The sequence below is a fragment of the Halomonas sp. A020 genome (genome assembly GCF_027943625.1).
Taxonomy (GTDB): Bacteria; Pseudomonadota; Gammaproteobacteria; order Pseudomonadales; family Halomonadaceae; genus Vreelandella; species Vreelandella piezotolerans.
This window is the reverse complement of the sequence record NZ_AP022850.1, coordinates 1,942,715-1,963,127: the sequence shown is the minus strand read 5'-3', so window position 1 is coordinate 1,963,127 and position 20,413 is coordinate 1,942,715. Positions and strand designations below refer to the sequence as shown.

9 protein-coding genes and 1 pseudogene are annotated in these 20,413 nt (G+C 50.1%); 5 read left to right on the top strand and 5 right to left on the bottom strand.

What is annotated here, in order from left to right; genetic code table 11:
* Positions 1–305: 305 nt before the first annotated feature.
* Entirely contained in the window at positions 306–2,291 is a 1,986-nt protein-coding gene (locus tag FRH_RS09155) for a methyl-accepting chemotaxis protein (protein WP_281998132.1), read from the bottom strand.
* Between the two features lie 677 nt (positions 2,292–2,968).
* Here FRH_RS09155 and FRH_RS09150 point away from each other — a divergent pair.
* The 3 genes and pseudogenes from FRH_RS09150 (at position 2,969) to FRH_RS09140 (ending at position 9,110) form a co-directional block, all read left to right on the top strand.
* The gene (locus FRH_RS09150; RefSeq protein ID WP_281998131.1) at positions 2,969–4,642 is read left to right on the top strand and encodes a PAS domain-containing methyl-accepting chemotaxis protein; all 1,674 of its coding nucleotides are present in this window, start codon (positions 2,969–2,971) and stop codon (positions 4,640–4,642) included.
* Positions 4,642–7,734 carry an EAL domain-containing protein gene (locus tag FRH_RS09145; RefSeq protein ID WP_281998130.1) on the top strand — a complete coding sequence of 1,031 codons (3,093 nt, stop codon included), beginning with the start codon at positions 4,642–4,644 and terminating at the stop codon, positions 7,732–7,734. Before FRH_RS09150 ends, FRH_RS09145 begins: the two co-directional genes overlap by 1 nt.
* Before the next feature lie 317 nt (positions 7,735–8,051).
* A pseudogene (locus FRH_RS09140) lies at positions 8,052–9,110 on the top strand (sensor domain-containing diguanylate cyclase).
* 82 nt (positions 9,111–9,192) lie between these two features.
* Here FRH_RS09140 and FRH_RS09135 read toward each other — a convergent pair.
* The 3 genes from FRH_RS09135 to FRH_RS09125 all read right to left on the bottom strand — a co-directional run bounded on the left by FRH_RS09135 (position 9,193) and on the right by FRH_RS09125 (position 16,470).
* On the bottom strand, positions 9,193–10,008 hold the full coding sequence (locus FRH_RS09135) for an EAL domain-containing protein (protein WP_253505231.1): 816 nt from the start codon (positions 10,006–10,008) through the stop codon (positions 9,193–9,195).
* Positions 10,009–10,605: 597 nt separating this feature from the next.
* Positions 10,606–14,010 (bottom strand): EAL domain-containing protein, encoded by a 3,405-nt coding sequence (locus FRH_RS09130; RefSeq protein WP_281998129.1) that lies wholly within the window; start codon positions 14,008–14,010, stop codon positions 10,606–10,608.
* A gap of 147 nt (positions 14,011–14,157) precedes the next feature.
* Positions 14,158–16,470 (bottom strand): diguanylate cyclase, encoded by a 2,313-nt coding sequence (locus FRH_RS09125; protein ID WP_281998128.1) that lies wholly within the window; start codon positions 16,468–16,470, stop codon positions 14,158–14,160.
* Between the two features lie 480 nt (positions 16,471–16,950).
* Between FRH_RS09125 and FRH_RS09120 the strand changes: the two genes are divergently transcribed.
* Together FRH_RS09120 and FRH_RS09115 are read left to right on the top strand one after the other, a co-directional pair.
* Positions 16,951–17,538 (top strand): DUF6436 domain-containing protein, encoded by a 588-nt coding sequence (locus FRH_RS09120; RefSeq protein ID WP_281998127.1) that lies wholly within the window; start codon positions 16,951–16,953, stop codon positions 17,536–17,538.
* 47 nt (positions 17,539–17,585) lie between these two features.
* Complete coding sequence (locus FRH_RS09115; RefSeq protein ID WP_281998126.1) at positions 17,586–18,887, top strand: methyl-accepting chemotaxis protein; 1,302 nt, start codon at positions 17,586–17,588, stop codon at positions 18,885–18,887.
* Positions 18,888–18,948: 61 nt separating this feature from the next.
* Here the strand turns inward: FRH_RS09115 and FRH_RS09110 are convergent, their stop codons facing one another.
* Complete coding sequence (locus tag FRH_RS09110) at positions 18,949–20,127, bottom strand: globin domain-containing protein (RefSeq protein WP_281998156.1); 1,179 nt, start codon at positions 20,125–20,127, stop codon at positions 18,949–18,951.
* Between the last annotated feature and the right edge of the window lie 286 nt (positions 20,128–20,413).

Below are 20,413 nucleotides of genomic sequence, written 5' to 3'. Positions count from 1 at the left end.
GTTGCTGCAAAAGGCATTTTGCCACTCAACGAGCAGTTCGGAGTGTTCAGCAAGCTTGGCGTAATTATGTGACATTAAAGGGATTGGTGAAGCTTCCGGCATTACCGACGATGGCACTGATCTCTTCTTTGGCCTAGGCGCTCAATTCATGTTAACTGACCAGCTCGGCATTTTAGGTAAATGGAAGTGGTATGACCTTTACAACGACATTGATCTGCTGTCCATCGGGGCGATGTAAAAATTCTAGAATGCTCTAACTGCCACCAACAAAAAAGGGGGAGCTGCCTCCCCCGTTTTTGCTCACATTAGCTGGGATGCTGCCTATCAATAGACAAAACATTACTTAATTTTTTTGACCTCCGATCGGCACTCGAGAGTGAATCGGCGACTTTATATTTGCTAATACGAGCGGACATTTCTTCAGCCTGCTCATCAAGTGAACGACTGGCAGCCGCCACTTCTTCGACAAGCGCGGCATTTTGCTGGGTCACTTCCTCTAGTTGACTCATAGCGCGATTAATCTGCTCAACACCTGCTGACTGCTCGTGGGTCGCTGATGCCATTTCTTCCATCAGGCGGGCTACTTGTTGTACGCGCTCCGCAATAGTCGTTAAGGAATTGCTAGTGGATGTCACTAGCCCTTCACCCTCATTAATAGTGGCGATGTTATTTTCAATCAACTGGCGTATTTGGCTGGCCTCCTCAGCACTGCGACTGGCGAGCTTACGCACTTCACTAGCCACGACAGCAAACCCTCGGCCATGTTCCCCTGCACGCGCAGCCTCTACAGAAGCATTCAGGGCTAATAAGTTGGTTTGGAAAGCAATATTATCAATTGCCGCAATAATCGTCGTGATCTGGTCACTAGAAGAATGAATGTTTTGCATGGCTTGTTGTGCTTGCTGGGCAACGGCTGCGGCACCTTCCGCTTCCGTAGCCACATCATGTGTCATGCGTTGCGCTTCATGGGCATTGCCAGCCGTTTGGCGCACGGTAGCAGTGATCTCTTCAAGGCTCGACGCTGTTTGTACTAATGACGCTGATTGCTCTTCGGTGCGTTGTGCCAAATCTTGATTGCCTTGGGCAATTTCACCACTGGCCAGTTCTACTGACTGTGCGTTGCGCTTGATCTCTCCAATTAGTGCTTCTGTATCTTGTGACGCATCATTGAACGCATGATAAAGCTTAGACAGTTCGTCTGTTCCAGGCACGGCAAGCCGCTGGGTTAAGTCATTGCCTCGTGTAGAGATATTCTTTAACGCTGCGGTTAAAGGGCGCGTCAGCGTGAGGACAATCATCGCGGCGGCAGCCACAGCAAACAGTGTGGCCAAAACCGAAATAATCATAAAGCGCCACAGGGCACGTTGTGCATCACGTTGCAATGCAGCGGTTGTGGTAATGACTTGCTGCGACAGATTGTCTTCAAGCGTTTTTAGACGGCTAATTTTCACCGTTTGCCACTCAAACCACTCGTTGGGGTCTACATTGTACCCACCTACATCGTACTGCTGAATAGCAAGCTCTCGGCGGTCAATTAGGCGATCAATGTCCTGGCCACTCAAAGCATCTGTAAGTTGGCGTCGTTCATCTGCGCCAGCAAAGGCACGAAAGCCTGTTAAAAAAGCTGCTTCTTCACCTATCAGTGTCAAGTAACGGTTGAGTGTCTCAAACGTCATGCTATCTGCACCAAACGCTGCAGAGAGGATAGCGCGCTCAATGCCGGCTAAATCCTTGGCTTGTAAAAGGTTGAAATAAGCAGCCAGCTGTCGGCTGATCTCCCCTTCGCGAGTTTGCTGAGCAAGTGATCCAATTAACCCCATGAGCTGCTGATTGATGCCTGTATAGTGTCTTAGTGTGGCATTGACCTCGATAGAAAGTTGTTCTACATCTTGGCGTAAGCTGGCTGTTCGTTGCCACTGCCGCTCCAGTTGATCAAGCTGTTCATTGGCAGCAGCACTTAGAACGTCGTCCGGAAGGCCTCGACGCTGTTCAATAAATGCCTCAGCTGCAGTATCCGTTTGTGGCCGCTGCTGACTTAGTCGTTGACCAAAGGCCTCCCCGCCACTTGCTAAATAACCTGACGACATACCACGCTCAATTTGTATTTGATGTATCAAGTCTCCAGCACTTTGTGCCAGCGCTGTCATGGTTTGGAGCTGTTTTAATTCCCGGACGGTGGCTTGTCTATCAAGCACACCATTGATAGCAAACCATGCTAAGGCAAGTAGAGGGAGGGCGAGCACCAAAGAAAATTTGGCATACATGGGCAGTCTATTTAATAACGTGTTCATTGCTCAGCTTCCAATCAGCGCATATCAAAAATTAGCTATAATTTGCATGCTAGCAATTTAGCTAGCGATATGCAGCGGTAATTATTCAATACTACTTGCTTAGCCAACCATAGATTTCTCACCATGCTAATAAACCTGACGAATGTATCAAGACGCTGAACATGACATTTCGCTTCGCTCTCCTCTATCACGCGCTGGCCTTCAGGTAATGATACGACTTAAGTGGAAGGCAAAACCTGCTCTGCGTCATTTTTTCGATGCCATGTTTACTGATCCACACAGGGTACACTTTTGTAAAATCTTGTCTGGCATCAGAAAGATGCTATCAAGCTGGTTAAAAACCCAGTATAAATAAAAGGCCTAGTGTCAGCCCTCTTACTAACCGTCCATACACCAATATTGCCTATAAGCTTGAACGGTTACGATCGTTGATAGAATAAACGCCTTGCCAGATGAAACCCGCGCAATATAAATAATTCTCATACTCAAATTCAAAGCTCATCATCCCCGCCGTGAACGTGTTGCAATCAGCACACCCTTCACATATAGTGCACATAACCTTATAACTTTTACTAAAGAAAGCATTGTGACAGCCGATAAAATCATAATCGCCAGGCATGTCGTTGTGGCAGGGATCGCTACCTTTCTCATCCTCAACACGAACTGATGGGCTTTCAATGCGTACTAATTTACCAATTACTCAGGTCGAGTACCCTTACGCTTCAGATAACCTTTTGATTTCTCGAACAAATTTGAAAGGGGAAATCACTTATGCTAACCCAGCATTTGTTGAAGTCAGCGGTTTTGAGCTTGAAGAGCTGTTGGGGGCCAATCACAACCTCGTCCGTCATCCTGATATGCCACCAGCGGCTTTTAAAGATTTTTGGGAGACCATCCAACAAGGGAAACCTTGGTCAGGCCTAGTCAAAAACCGACGTAAAAATGGCGACCATTATTGGGTGCGCGCCAATGCAATGGCTATCCAAGAAAACGGTCACATTGTGGGTTATGCTTCTCTACGCACTAAGCCATCTGCTGAAGAAGTACAGCATGCGGAAAAGATTTACCGCGACTGGAGTAACGGCAAAGGTAAAAATTTCACCCTGCATCGTGGTCAAATCCGTCGACGCCATCCTTTAGCATTTTTGGGCCGCTGCAAGTGGGGATCGGCTACGCTGCAAACTCGCCTTTTAGCTTTTGTTGCTAGTTTTTCGATTGGTTGGCTAACCCTTACAAACTGGACACTCTCTCATGACCTCTTTCAACTTGGGCTAGGCGTTTTGCTATTCGTTGTGGTTGCAGCACTGGGCCTAGGCTTGTGGAATAGAGTGCGCCGGATGGTTGAAACCTCACGTGAGTTTGTCCTTCAAGTAGCAGCTGGCAATCTAGCAGCCGACGTTCCACCTCACCAAAATGATGACGTTGATCGGCTTGTCGATGCACTGGTCACTATGAGAAAAGGCCTCAGTGCCATCGTCAGCGATGTAAATGACGGTATCAGCAAAGTAAACCCTTCTGTCGCTAGTATTCGGCAAAGTAACGAGTCCATTGCCGAGCGTAGCGATAACCTAGCCTCTTCAGTTCAAGAAACCGCAGCCAGTACTGAGCAGTTGACGGCCACTGTTAAGCAAAATGCCGAAAATGCGCAACAAGCAAGCCACCTTGCAATGTCCAATATGCAGGAGGTGCAGAACGCAGGCGAAAGCATGTCACAGGTGGTTCAACGCATGCGAGCCATTACCGCAAGCGCTAAACATATGGCCGATACTGTCTCTTTAATCGACTCTATAGCATTCCAAACGAATATTTTAGCCCTAAATGCGTCCGTAGAAGCAGCACGTGCAGGTATTCATGGAAAAGGGTTTGCCGTCGTTGCCAGCGAAGTACGTAGGCTTGCAAATCGTTCCTCAGAAGCGGCCAAAGAGATTCACCACTTAATCAGTACTTCTAATAGTGAAATTGCGGCAGGTGCCAATTTAGTGCAAACAACCGAGCTGGTCATCACACGTGTCATGGAAGCGAGCCAGCGGGTGACCGATATTATGAGTGAAATCAGCGCAGCCTCTTTAGAGCAAAGCAGCGGTATTTCACAAATAGGCAGCGCCATCAATGTAATGGAGCAAGGCGTTCAGCATACAGCCGAGCAACTTCAGTCTACGAATACGTCAACTCAAAGGCTAGAACAAGAGGCTCATCAGCTATTGAATGCAATTCGCGCATTCCGCACCGCTCCTAGCGGCACTGAATTGACCCTTGAAATTTCAGCAGCCGCTGAAAGAAACGTCGACCTAACGCGCAAATCGTTTACGTTGCCATCCTCGATATTTATTACATCGAAGGGAGCTATGTAATGAAAATGTGTGTCCCCCCTATACCTCGTAACGAACCAGAACGCTTGAAAGCATTATGGCGTTATACCATGAACGACCGGCGTAAAGATGCGCTTCTAGAACGCATTACGTCGATGGTCGCGAAGCTTTACGATGTTCCTTATGCGCTAGTGAGTTTTGTAGACGACGAATGCCAGTGGTTCAAAAGCCACCATGGATTAACAATAAAAGAAACGCCCCGTGATATCTCTTTTTGTGCACACGCCTTGTGTGCAGAAGGCATATTCGAAATACCGGATGCTACTCAGGACGCCCGCTTTCTCGATAACCCCCTGGTGACGGGCCCACCTCATATTCGTTACTACCTCGGTGCACCGCTGGTTTCGAAGGAAGGTTATAGCCTAGGCACGCTATGTATCTTAGATACGAAAATAAGAGCTTTCAGCGAAGCACAGCGAACACATCTAGCAACGCTGGCAGACCTAGTGGTACAGCGCCTTGAGCTTCATCGATTGCATTGCCAAGAGCGCGTTGTAACCACATCGGGTCTTGGGCTTTGGGAATTAGATACCTCCTCAGGTACCACGTGGTGGAATGACGTCGTGTACACACTTTATGGTGTGAGCGCTGACTACCCTCATGATAAATCAAACGCTATTAGTGTTTACATGGCTGAGGATCAACACCGGCTGGAAGCCGCTTTGACACAGGCTGCCGAGCAGCGGGTGCCCTTTGATCTTGAGTTACGCCTCGTGCACAAAGATAAAGAATTCCCTACATGGGTTCGCGTAACAGGAGCTCCCGTCTCAGTAGGCAAGGATATCATGCAAATAGCGGGGACTATTCAAGATATTACGCCACTCAAACAAAATGAGCGACGCTTACAACGACAACAGCGGCTTGAAAGACTGGTAAATCATTTACAGACGTCCTTTATTGCTGAACATGAATTATCCCAAGCTTTTTCCGATACCTTGGCTGAACTGGTGTCGCTAACGGAGAGTGACTCAGGCTTTATCGGTGAAGTCTTCTATGATGAAGAAAATGCACCTTTTCTAAAAACCCATGCCATTACAGATATCAGTTGGGATCAAGCTTCACGCAGACTGTTTGAAAAAGCGTCTCAAGGGGGAGTTGTATTTAGTAAACAAACGTCTCTTTTTGGATACGTATTAAAAACGGGCAAAATGTTAATTGCTAACACGCCTGACCAAGATCCACGGCGGGGCGGACTGCCTAACGAACACCCTCCTCTCAGTGCATTTGTTGGCATTCCAATCACCGATAATGGCAAGCTGATCGCGATGATTGGCTTGGCAAACCGTCCTGGCGGATACCAGGCAGACCTTATAGATGAACTTTCTCCATTTTTACGCAACCTTGGCCAATTAATTAGTTCGTTACGTTTGCGTATTCAGCATGAAGAAGCACATAAAAGACTCGAGCTGTCGGCAAGGATTTTTTCTGATAGCCAAAACGCCATCATGATCACGGATCAAGACAACCGAATCGTTGATGTGAATCGCGCCTTTGAGATTATGACTGGGTATACCCTCAGCGATGTTGTAAACCGTCAGCCCAATTTTCTCTCCTCAGGCTGTCATCCCCGAGCGTTTTATAAAGACATGTGGCAATCATTGTTAAACGATGGTAGTTGGCGTGGTGAGCTTATTAACCGCCGCAAAGATGGAGAACTACTTTATGAGGCATTATCTCTTTCGTTGATTCATAACGCCCAGGGAGATATCACCCATCACGTGGCTATTTTTTCAGACACGACGCGGCTCAAGAAGCATGCTGAAGAACTACACCTTGCGAGCCATTTTGACAGCCTGACGTCTTTACCTAACCGACATCAAATGCTTAACCAAGTACGTGAAGCTATTGCACACGTCCATGACGGAAACACACTTGCCATTGGTGTTTTAGATCTTGATGATTTCGAAAAAATCAATAAAAAACTTGGCCATAAAACTGCCGATAACATTTTAATATCTGTTGCTAAACAATTACGAGACCGTGTGGGCCCCCAAGGAATTGTGGCACGAATAGGCGGCGATGAATTTGCTTTGCTACTTCCCGATATGAATGCTAAGCCAGATCAATTGAGTGCAATCATTAAAAGCTTTGTAGTTGAGCAGCCGAATGGGCGTGATTCACCTGCCATATCAGTAAATGTAAGCTTAGGAATTACATTATTTCCACTTGATAATGCTGATTCAGATACGCTATTGCGCCACGCAGATCAAGCTATGTATCAAGCCAAGCTTCAGGGAGGAAACACGTTTGCCTTCTTTGATCCTGGCCATGAAAAAAAGTTAAAAGCACAACAAACAATGAGGGATGATATTTCTCAAGCCCTTCAAAAAGGTCAATTTGAACTATATTTCCAACCACAAATTGACGCAGCCTCTCTTAAATTGCTGGGCGTAGAGGCACTTATTCGCTGGAACCATCCACAGCGTGGTTTAGTCATGCCAGATCAATTCTTGCCTATCATCAGTGGTACTAATACTGAGTTATCATTAGATGCCTGGGTTATGGAAACAGCCCTAGCACAGCTGTCAGCATGGCAAAAAGAGGGCTTCAGCATTAGCGTTAGCATTAATCTAACCCCTCAGTCACTTGTGCATAACCAGTTCATTGACATGCTGCGGGACACGTTATCCAGGCACCCTGACGTACCACCAAACTTCATCTGCATTGAAGTTTTGGAGTCAGCAGCACTGGATGATTTATCCAGCGCGACCAAAATATTAAACTTATGCCGTAAGATGGGCTATAAAGTCGCCCTTGATGACTTTGGTACAGGTTACTCATCATTAAGTTACCTTCGTAATTTGCCGATAGATTTAGTTAAAATCGACAAATCTTTTGTGATGGGAATGCTGAAGCGCTCAGAGGACCTGGCGATTGTTGAAAGCATTACCTATTTAGCCAAACGCTTTAGCAAGCAAGTCGTCGCAGAGGGCGCTGAGAGCGACGCACACATTGAAACATTACAGCGAATGGGTTGTGACGTTGTCCAAGGCTATGGGGTGGCCAAGCCTATGCCTGCAAGCCAGCTCATCTCTTGGGCAACATGTGAGCAATCTGGGGGAAAAAGTCAGTAAAAAGCAAACAACATAATTATACAAAAATAATACAAAACACCTGTGGCGTAAAATAAAAAATAATCTTAGGATATGTATTTTGTTATCCTGCTAACATATTTTTTTTAGTCATCAACTACCTGTTGTTAGGGAATATGATCGCCCTGTAGGCATTCACTAAGCACATGATTTTCAGAATTTAAGAGTGATCACAAAAGGAATTTATATGTACAGCCACTACTCAGATCACTTATGTAATGGCGATAAATCGGCCTATTCGCTTTCAAAACTGTGGCTTTCGAGGGTCTGTATCGCCCAATTGGATTCGGTGATCACTAATGAACCATAGATCGACTCTTAGTTCAGGCGACTTTGAGGAACGTCGGCTTCAGGCGCTTGCAGATTACCAGATTCTCGATACGCAGAAAGACGACGCATTTGATGAAATTGTCGAGGCGGTCTCATTGATTTGCGACACTCCCATTGCGGTCGTCAACTTTATCGACCGTGATCGGCAGTGGTTTAAATCTGAAAAAGGACTAGGTGTTCAAGAAACACCTCGCGATATTTCAATTTGTGCTCATGCTCTGCTGCAGCCAGGCGTTTTTGTTGTGCCGGATACTACGAAAGACACCCGTTTTGCTGATAATCCCTTGGTTACAGGAAAGCCTCACCTACGTTTTTATGCGGGTGCACTACTAAAAAGCCGAGATGGTTATCCGCTGGGAACGCTATGTGCACTTGATTATGAACCTCGCGAGCTGACAAAGCGCCAACGTTTTGCTCTCCAGGCATTAGCCAACCAGGTCATGGCCCATATGGAGTTGATGCGCAGTCATCGTATACAGGAAGCGTTAATTAGTGAATTGCAAACCATACGTCAGAAGCTAGAGACATTATCCTCCACCGACTCATTAACAGGCTTACTAAACCGCCGTGCTTTTGATGAACGTTTTCAACAAGAAATAGCTATGATCCAGCGTGGAGCCCCTTCTGGAGCATTAATGCTGATTGACCTAGATAACTTCAAAGTTATTAATGATACTTAAGGTCATCAGGGAGGCGATGAAGTCATAGTATGCTTTATCGAGCTTTGCCGTCGGGTATTTCGTCAGTACGATGTGATTAGCCGGTGGGGCGGTGATGAATTTATGGTCATGCTGCCACGAACCAGCCCATCAGATGCTACCCATGTGGCAAGCCGCCTGCATCAGCAACTTGCTGATACGCCTATGATCATGAACAATGGAGCCTCACTTTATTGTACGGTCAGTATTGGTATTTGTGCGGTTACCAGCGCTTGTACGATGGATACATGTTTATCGATGACTGATGCTTTACTTTACCAAGTCAAAGAAGCGGGCCGTAACAGCACTGCGGTTCAAGCAGAAACATAAGGTAAGAGACTTGAAAGATTCTACTTTTAGCTTTCTGGAGGCCATTATAGCTATATAAGCTAAATGGCATTTTCAGCCACAATCAAAAAGAATCGAAGTCATGAATAGGTGCCATGTGAGTTGAAGAAGTCCGATGAACAGCATCAAAGGCATCCTGGAGATCTCTGACTACGTGCTCAAACGTTGGTCTCGCATAATAGAATCCTTGTTGCAGAGAAATGCCAGCATCCATCAGCCAACGAGCTTCTGTGACAGTTTCTACACCTTCAGCAATTAATGTCATGTTCAAACGGCGCCCCAGAGAGACTAGCGTGATCAACAACGTTTGGCGGCGTGGATCGTGATCACAATTCATGACCAGCTCGCGATCAATTTTGAGCTTGTTCGGTGACAAGGTGGTTAGTAAATCTAGGTTGGCATAGCCGCTACCGAAATCATCCAGAGCCACTGTAAAACCCATCTCTTTATAGGCATCGATAATATTTTTAATGTGCTGACGGTCACGTACCTTTTCCGTCTCAGTAATCTCAAAGATTAGCTGATCCACAGGCCAACCGACGCGCTCGGACACCTCTAAGGTCGACTTAATACACGCCTCAGGCTCATAGACAGCATTAGGAAGAAAGTTGATTGATAGTGGCTTATCCATTCCCAACCGACTAGCTAGCTCAATAGCTTTCACCCGACAGGCTTGGTCAAAACGATAAATCAATTCATCGGTGACTTGATTCAGAATAAAAAAAGCCGATTCGTCGTTGACACCCCTCACCAGAGCTTCGTAGGCATAAATTTCGCGCTGAGCGACATCAACGATCGGCTGAAAGGCCATTGAAAACTCAAACGGTATGCCGCCGCTACAATGTGGGCACTGCCCCTCAGTACCATCGCAGTTCACCATAATTTCTTTCCTTATGCTTAATAATATTTATTGCCTTATTCAGACAAAAAAAGCCTTCACCGACTCATAAAAACTATAAAATACAGTCACTTAAGACATTTTTAGCTGTTTTTTTTCGATTTTATTTTACTTGGTCTTCTTGCCAATCAAACCCTTAAGCTAAGCTCTTTTTCACTGCTCAACGTTCTTGAGTAAATGCCTTATTCGCGGAAATAAATGCCAAGCACAGTACGATGGCTACATCGTGCTCTGACTCATGCAAATGGCGGAACTGTGGCAAACTCATGTTGATGCCTATAGAAGTATAACCGTGCTAGAGCATGGGACGACAGTGGCAATAACAACTGTTGGTCAAATCTAGCTCCAACATCGAAAATGAATTGCTCAGCACTGTTTGAAATTTCTTCTGCGAATCATGCTGCCGATATGATGCGTGCCGACGTACATTCGGGATGCCTTCACAAGAGATTCTCATCCAAAGGCACTTCGAGTCCTATCCAGAGGGAGTACAATTGATCGTATGGCATTCGTGCAAGAGACATATGCGAACATACGCTTTTCTCAACTCGCCGTAGGCACCAGCATTACGTGGTTATCTTACTCTTCCCTAGGAGCAGGCAGTTGCGCTGGAAGCGACATGATAGCTGCCCGTGTCATCGGCCTAGCGAAGTAGAACCCCTGCAGCAGGTCGCAGTTGCGATGGATCAGATCCTGCTGCTGGGCCCATTCTTCAATACCCTCAGCTACCACCACCAAATCAAGGTGGTGAGCCATGGTGATAATGCCCAGCACGATGGCAGCATTGCTGCGGTTGGTGCTGATATCGTGAATAAAGGCACGGTCCAGCTTGAGCTTATGGATAGGCAAATCGCGTAGGTAGCTGAGGCTAGAATAGCCGGTGCCGAAATCATCCAGAGCGACCCGGATGCCCATCGCTTTGAGCGCATTGATCAGCGCTATGGCAGGCTCAACGCCGTCGAGCAGCACACTTTCGGTGACTTCAAGCTCCAACCATTCGGGCGGTAAGCCAGTTTCATCCAGCGTCTCCTGGAGGTCTGCCAAAAAGCCATCACGCCGAAACTGCAGCGAAGAGATATTCACGGCGACTGGAACCACCCGCCCACCGTCAGCACGCATCGCCTCAGCGTCCTGACAGGCGCGTCGCAGAATCCAGCGCCCCAGGGGGATAATCTGACCAGTCTGCTCTGCCAATGGAATGAACACCCCCGGGGAAATCATCCCTCGCTCGGGGTGATGCCAGCGGATCAGCGCCTCAAGCCCACGGATGCGCCCGCTCACCGCTTCTACAATCGGCTGGTAGTAGAGTTCGAACTGCTCCTCTTCTAGTGCTGTATGCAAGTCGTGGCGCAAAAGCACGGCCTCTTCCGTGAGGCGATGCTGATCACCCTGGTACCAGTACCAGGTATTGCGGCCCTGCCGTTTAGCGTCAGCCATCGCTAAGTCGGCTCGCTGCATCAGCTGGTAGGCGTAATCCACTCCCTCACAGTTGCAGGCTAGCCCGATACTGGCACTGATATGCAGTGGCTTTTCTTCAATGACGAAAGAGCTGGAAAACGCTCCCAGCAAGCGCTCGGCCATGTCGATGCAGGCTTGGCGATCATGGAACCCAGAGAACAGTAGGGAGAATTCATCACCGGTATTGCGTGACAGAAAAGCTTCAGCACCAACCACCTCTCGCAGCCGATCACCTATCGCTACCAGCAGCTGGTTACCAATGTGGTACCCCAAGCCATCGTTGACGGCCTTGAAACCGTCCAGGTCGATGTGCATCACTACCAGATGCCAATGGCACTTCTTGGCGTTCTCGAACGCATCCTGCAGGCACTCGTCAAAGGCGCTACGATTAGGTAAGCCAGTCAGCAGGTCGTGGGTCATCTGATAGGCCAGCTGATCCTGCTGTTCCCGCTGTCGGGTGATGTCCTGCTGAATTCCGATGTAATGAGTGCACACTCCTTCGGCATCGAGCACGGGACTCAACGAGAGATGGTTCCAAAAAGGCGTGCCGTCCTGTCGATAGTTGAGCAGGATGACATCCAGGGGCTGGCGCTCACGGATCGCCCTACGAATGGCGGTGAGCGACTCTGGGTCAGTGTCTGGCCCCTGCAAGAAGCGGCAGTTGCTGCCTAGGACGTCGTCCGGCCCGTAACCCGTGAGCGCATAGAAGGCGTCGTTAGCATAGACAAGCGGCATGTTTGGCTGAGTGGCATCGGCCATCACCACACCGTTAGGCGTTGCCTGGATGCCGCGCTCCAGCAGGGCGAGCTCGGCGATGGCTTGGCTGTTCTCAATGGCCACAGCAGCACTGGCAGACAGAGCCTCAATAAAACCTACCCGGGTATCCTCGCGCGAGGTAGGTTGCTCATGCTTTAGCGGTAACCATGCGACCATGGCGCCAATAGGCTGGCCATGACGATTGAGTAGAGGCGTGGCGACGCGAAGGGTGTCCTCGACCACCTCCATCTGGGTGCGACAGTGGCTCACCGATCCAGCAATCAGCCCTTCTTCCTTGACCCGCACTCTTAAAGGGGGGCTTTCCTCATCTTGCGTGGGATTGTCTCGCAAACAGGCACGTACTAGCTCGCCCTGCTGTGTTAGCTGATAGATAGCACCACCGCTAGCGCGGGTAGCATCGAGCACGGTGGTCAATATTCTGTCGAGCACGGTATCGATATCGCGCTCACGGCTCAGTGCTACGCTAGTATCAAGAAAGTTGGCCAAGGTTCGCTGCAGCTGGGCAGTGGCATTAGCGAGCTGATCGATTTCAATGATATTCGAGTGCACGGCCGGGCGTTCGGTGAAGTCGAACGCCTCGATGGCGCGGGTATGGCGGGCGATACGCTGAAGGGACACCACGGGATGACGGGCAAGCCTTAGAGTAATCAGCACGGAGAGGACGAAGATCAACAGCGATACCCACAACTGCTTGGAGAGCAAGCGCCCAGCGTCAAGGAAAAGCTCCTCCTCGGGTACCGCCAACACGGCAACAAGCTCCAGAGAGCCGATCGGGGCCAAGGGGATACGCACCTGATACCAGCCCTTATCACCCTGCTCAATGGCGGGGCCTCCAGCCCTGTTGAGTTCGAGCGCATAGGCGTCTTTGAGTGCCTGCGATTCCAACTCTTCTAGCGCCGCTAAGCGAAAACGCTCTTCCCCCTCAGGCACCAGCAGCTGCATCGCTTCATGGTGGGCCACCACATTGCCCTTGCTATCGACGATGGCAATCTGGCCGGATTCAGTGACACGCAGGCCATTGAGATGTTCAGTGAGCTGCTGAAACGCGATATCGAGGCCAATGACCGTATCACCATCGGCACTGCGTCGTGCCATGGTGACGCCTGGCACCTGGGTGGTAAAGAAAAGGTAGGGGTCGGTAAGGATGGTTTGCTGCGTATCAGCAGCATCGCGATACCAGATCCGCTCACGCGCGCTGAACACATAGTCTGGTAGATCGCGGGTCTCGATCAGCTCATCGTCGGTACCGAAGAAGTGATAGCGCCCGCGGACATCCTGGGGCGTCGGCTGCTCTATCGTCTGTACCATGATCTCGGCCCCAGGGGGTGCTGAAAAGCGCTCCATCATCTCGGCACTTAGCAACGGGCGAAATAGGACAAAACTGCCGTTGGCATATCCAGCATAGACCGCCTGCGCCATGGAATTACCGGCCAGCACCTCTCGTGCCAGAGGCACCAGATCGAGCTGATCCTCGTAAGAAAAAGCGGTTACAAAATCACTATAGGTCAGCAGGCGGAGCTGGTTGTCAGCGGGTTCGAAGACGCGACCGATATGCTCGTCCAGTAGAGAGGCGATCTGCGTGACACTGTTGTCGGTCGCTGTCGCCAACGACTGCTGTGTGTCCCGATAGCTACTGTAACCCAAGGCAGCGACCACAACGCCCGCTATCAGAGTGACCACGATGGCCACGGCAGCGCGTAAAGAGATGCGGAAGGTTCCACGCGTCGCAGATCGATATCGGTTCGGCATGAGTCAGCTCAATATGGGCAATAAAGGCAGATAGCTCTCACTGAATGCTAGCACCATTTACCAACCACTAAGTATTTATTATTGGATGCAATTCAGTATTTATTATCAGAGGTAAGAATGGATAACTCCATCCACATGGAGACTGGTTCAGGTGCTTAGCTTTTCCGCGCTGGCAGTCACGATCTGGTAGCGATCACGGCCAGCTGACTTTGCTCGGTAGGCGGCTTGGTCGGCCAGCCGCATGAGCTGGTCGCCATCGCAGGGCGCCGCATGATCTAGCATCGCCACCCCGAGACTGCCGGAGACGCTGACATCGATGGTGGTATTCAGGCTGATGGGGACACGCAAATCGTCCAGCACCCGCTGAAATACGCCCTCTCCCTCGGGGTTACGCAGTAGTAACACAAACTCATCTCCTCCCAGGCGCGCCACGCTGTCCTCAGTTCGCAGCAGAGCGCTAAGTCGACGGGCGACTTCAATCAGCACTTGGTCACCAGCCTCATGACCGTAGGTGTCATTGATAGGTTTGAAGTTGTACAGGTCCAGCATGCAGACAGCCAGCGACTCACCACTGCGAATGGCATGAGCGATAGCCTGGGTTAGGCGGCTGCTCAGCAGGCGGCGATTAGGAATCCCGGTCAACAGATCGTAATAAGCGATGAACTCTAACTCTTGTTCATGTTGCTTAAGGGTCGTGATATCACGGATATAGCCGTGCCAGAGCGTACCTCCATCCTCCTGTCGCGAAGGAGTGGCACTACCCTCCACCCAAATCAACCCCACGGATGGATGGTTCACCCGGTAATTGGCTCGCCAAGGCGTCAGCATTTCCGCAGACGCTTGAATACTGCGCTTGATCTCTGCTCTGTCATCGGGGTGAATAACCTCGAAGACTGCTGTCGCATCTTGCTCGACATCGGCTGGATGACAGCCATAGAGGTTGAGCAAGCGCGGCGACGCAAAGGGGAAGTGTGAGGTTCCATCAGGGCGCAGGTGGTACTGGTAAAGCACACCGGGTACGTTGTCAGAAAACTCCTTAAACCGCTTAATCCACATTTGCTGAGCGTCGCCCAGGAGGTGTGAGTCAGAGACATCGATATGAGTCCCTACTACCCATTCGGGGGCGCCCTTAGGCGTTCGGGTTTTAAGCTGCCCGCGGTCATAGATCCACACCCAATGACCATCGCGATGACGCATACGCAGTTCACAGGCATGGTAGGGCGTTTCTCCGCTCAGATGGCGCTCAAGTGCGTCGTTAACACGCGGTGCATCCTCCGGATGCATGAGAGATCGATACACCTCTCTGCTTAGGGGTTCAAGCTCTGCAAGAGAGTAGCCGAGTATCTCCGCCCAACGCTGGTTGCAGCGGTACTCGCCGGTTAGCACGTTCCACTCCCAAGTCCCCGCTCGGGTTCCCTCGATGATCCACTGAAGCCGCTTGGAAAGCTCCTGAGCATTGTCACGCAGCCGTCGCTGACGGCGATAGTCCAACCCAAGCAGGATGAGCAACACCATAACGCTGCTCGCCAGTAGGCCCATGGGAATGATGGTGGCACGGTAACGCTCCCAGACATCAGACCACGCAAAGGCCGGGGCCTCGTCGAAGGGTGGCATACGCAGGTTAACCATTAGCTCCTCGACGGGCGCGTAATCGGCAGGAATAGTGAAGCCGTGGATACCTGCAGCGCGAGCTGCCGGATGTTCAGAGGAAAGATCAAACAGTAATGCGGCGATACGCTTGCTAATATCGTGTGAAAGTGATCGACGGGCGACAAAGGCCCACTCTGGATAAAGAGAAGTGGTTACCGCAAACGAGAAGTCAGCCTGGGCCTTTGGGGAGACGACCTTTAGCTCATCGGGCATAAGCGTGCCATCACGCAGCTTGGCTTCCAGCACTCCCGTTCGAATGAAGCCAGCATCGGCTACCTCCGCCCGAACCGCATCGATCACGGCATCGTGATTATCACCAACTTCCAAGATATTCAGTTCATCTAGGCTGATACCCAGGCTCTGAAGTTCGCCAGCTTGAACGGCAAAGCCACCCAAAAACTGCCGACCAACCACGGCAATAGAGGTACCAGGGAGTTCTTCGAGGCTATTGGGGCCATCCGCATTTCCGCGTCTGATTACGACGCCCCCCAGCTCGGCGCTGGGCTGGCCGCTCTGTAGCGTCACTAGGGTTGCTAGAGCGCCGGTGAACTCGTTATGGGTGCGAAGATCAATATAGTGGGCGGGGTTGGTGAAGATCAGGTCCAACTCGCCAGCGGCAAGGGCAGCCTGCATCTCGGGCTGCGGCAGCACCCGCAGCGTGACGTCAAGTCCGTCCAAGTGCTCGCTTAAGTAATTGGCGAGAGGCTGCCATGCCGCCTCCATGACGGCATTAGGACGGTAAGCGAATACTCCCAGTGTCAACTGCTGGGACTGTGCAGCTCCATAAGCATTGCGAATAGGGCTAAACATAAACAGCGCCACTATAAGTAAACCAAGCAACTGGTTAACAGCGCGATGTTTGAACCTAGGACGGTTTGCTGAATAGCCTTCCATGCTTTGCACCCCGGACCACAGTAGAAAAAAATAAATGTATCAGCTTTTGCAGCTCGGTAGCATTTGTAACCTTGTTATCAGAACCACACAAAATCATGAGAAATAAAGGCGCAATCAAGTCTTTCGACAAAGGTCACTAGGCCGGATTCTTTGTGACTTTTGTGTACCACATTGTCCTCCCAATGACGATATGGCGCAGCTTTTCCACTTCAGCGGGGCGTTTTTCAATCTCCACTCGGTGTGAAATCTTACCCAGCATGTTGGCCAACTGACCCTGTTAGCGCCGTTGGTGTTCAAGAGCATTGCCTCTATTACTGCGCACGCGGCATAGCGCTTCCCAGTAATTTTTTTTAGTTTTATATTTAGCATAATTTGAGATATGAAACGGAGACTTTAATGCGGCCTCAAACAGTAGGCAAGAGTTTAGTGGTGTGCTGGGGCGTATTGATCGCAATCGCTTTCTGGCTATTTGCCTATCAAGACCTCCGTATATTTGCCGATGATGAGGTGTTGGCTCGCTTTCCAGAAGAAGTGGCCAGCGCTGGGATCAGCATATCTCCCCTGCCGAAAAATGCCACAGGGCGGCTTGTGAACTTCTGGAATCCTGACTGTCGCTGCAGTCGCTTTAGCCAAGCGCACATTGAAGACATCATGCAGGCTTACGCAGGGCAAGGTATTGAGTTTGTCGTAGCAGTGCCCAAGAAAAGCTTAGTTAATCAAGCGTTAGCCACGTTTCCTGAGGCATCAAGTGCCGTGGTGGTTGAGCAGCTAGAAGGACTAAGCACGCCGTCGGCGGCTGTCTTTGACGCTCGAAGCACGCTGGTTTACTTCGGGCCATATAGCGATGGTGCATTTTGTGCCAGCGGTGACAGCACACCTGTTGAGCTTATTCTTAATGACGTAGTCGCGCCTGGCGAAGTAGCGCCGTGGCTGAATTTGTCTGCCTTTGGCTGCTACTGTGACTGGCCGGCACCACGCTCCTAATGACCGCACCGATAACAACGCTATCTTTCGATAGAAATGAGGAAGCAATGCAGCTGAACACGCTTGAGCAAGACATTTTTCACGACCAGTGGGACGATGCCAGCCGGTTGATGTTTAAGATACTCATCACCCAGGGCCTGCTCGCGTTTGCGCTTGCAGGCTGGTATGGCACATGGCTCGAAGCCGCCATCATCAGCCTGCCCACGGTACTGTTGGGCGGTTACTTGACCTATACCCAGGGAGCAGCGCTGCTCACGCGATTGTATATGGGTGCTGCCTTTATGGTGATGACGGGGCTGCATATTCATCAGACTCATGGCCTCGTTGAAGCGCACTTTGGCCTGTTTGTACTGCTTGCCATCCTGCTCTACTACAGAGATTGGCGCGTTATCGTGGTGGCCGCAGCAATTGCAGTAGTGCACCACCTTGGGTTTCACGTGCTCCAGACCATGAATACAGGCGTTTACTTAATGCCTGAAGCCAGCCTCACTATGGTGCTCGTGCACGGCGGATACCTGGCCTTTGAAGCGGCTGTGCTTGTTGTGTTGGCCAACCTAATGGCTGGCGAGTATATCCGCTCGCAGGAGGCCTTAGCACAGAGCGACCAAATGGCGTTCGAATTAAAGCATCAGCGCGCAGCGCTGTTGGGCGAAGTGGAACACGCTATCGAGAGTATTGCGGGCCTATCAGGCCGGGTGTCGTCAGCTTCGGAAAAACTGTCTTCCTCTACAGCGCAACAAGCCACAAACATTGAGCAAACCACGTCTTCGCTTGAAGAACTAAGCACGACAGTATCTCAAAATGCAGAGAATGCACGTGAAACAGAGCGCGTTGCTAATCAGGCAGTGGAGGGAGCCAACCAAGGCAGCGCGGCCGTCACGCAAACGTTACAGGCAATGCGAGATATCGCGGATAAAGTCAAAATCATTGATAACATCGCCTTTCAAACTAATCTACTGGCGCTTAACGCTTCTGTAGAAGCGGCCAGAGCCGGTGAGCATGGCCGCGGCTTTGCGGTGGTCGCTGCAGAGGTTCGTAAATTAGCTGAAGGCAGCCGTCTAGCTGCTCAAGAGATTGGCGATACATCGTCCCAATCTCTCACAACGGCTGAACAGGCTGGCGAGCGTATTCAAGAGCTAGTTCCCGCGATTGAGCGCACGGCTCAGCTGGTGCGAAATATTGCTGCCAGCAGCCAAGAGCAATCACAGGGTATTGAGCAAATCAATAAAGCAACTTACGAATTACACCAGGGCGCTCAAGACATCAACCTGCTGGCAGAGCAGCTTGCTGGCACATCGTCTGAAATGGAAGAAACAGCCGTTGCCCTACAAAGAGAAACCGCCATGTAGGTGTTCATCAAATCCTAAACAGGTATAAATCTCACCGCCTTGAGGCGGCACTTTGACACCGCTACGGCTGAGCGACACCCAGCGGGCGAGAAGGACCGAAATGTTCAAAATGTCGGCGATCTGACTCTACACCTAGTTCAGCCAAAGCGATATCGAGTGACGTCATAAACCCTTGCGGTCCGACGAAATAACAGCGTGGACTACGTTTCGGCAAATAGTGGGCCAGCAATGCTCGATCAATACGGCCAATATGATCAGCTGCATTTCCACGTTCATGAATTCGAATAGCTTTAAACCGCTGTGGGTATTTTGCTTTCAGGATCTCTATTTCGTTCTTAAAAGCTTCGTGATCTGCATCCAGAGCCGCGTGCAGATAGATGACTTCGCGTCCCAGTGCCAATGCATGGCTTGCCATCGGCAGCAGAGGTGTTTGGCCGACGCCACCACTGGCAAACAGTAGAGGCTCTTCACCTTCAACCAGGGTGAGATCCCCTGCCGGAGGTAACAACTCGACGATGTCGCCTTGTTGCATGACATCATGGAAATGACGGCTGACGTGCCCCTGCTCTTCGCGCTTAATCGAAATTCTATAGCTGCAGTTATTAGGAAGATCAGAAAGGCTGTAATGTCGGTAAACGCTTTCCCCGTTGATGGTTAGGTGCACACCGATGTACTGGCCGGGTTCATAGTCGGCAACAGGCTGACCATCTTCAGGTGCTAGTACAAAAGAACGGATAAGAGCACTTTCTTGTTTGACACTTGCAATCTTGAAGCGACGAGTCCCACTCCATCCACCTGGACGCTGCTGAAATTCAAGATAACGCTTGTGCTCAAGGTTAATCAAAAGAGCCGCTAATTCGTTATAAAGCGCCTTCCATGCATCGGCGACGGCGGGCGTGACCGCGTCACCTAACACCTCACCAATGGCTGCCATTAAACACTCGCCAACAATGGGGTACTGATCTGGCTGGATTCCTAACGAAACATGTTTACTTACAACAACGCCAAGTGTCGCGCGAGCTTTGGCTGGCTCATGACGCAACTGAACATACGCCAGCACTGCGCTGGCTAACGCACGAGGTTGTCCGCCACTTTGTTGGTGTACCTCGTTGAAAAGCGGTTTGACTTCCGGATAGCGGGAGAACATCAGCGGATAAAAACGCTGAGTGATAGCATCTAGATGTTGAGCGACAACGGGAGCGGTTGCCTCAATCATTTGTTCTTGCGCATAAGTTAGCACGGATAAAACCTCATTTTTAGGACGCCCTTTAAGATTCATTTAAAATGCATCTTAATACCCAGCCATGGAAAAACCAACCCTTCATCGCGATTGATCCTCTGCTCAAGCACCATGAGCGAATTCCATCGCCGACGCCGTCAGCAGAGACCAGCCAGCCAACGCCAGCCTTGACTGATAACAAAATCAGGCTCATAACGCCAACATCGTGGGTCATGATCAACCCAATAAGTGAAGCCGCTCAGTTAGCTCAAAAGCGTAGATGATGAAGTGCTAAGCATAGCTGGAA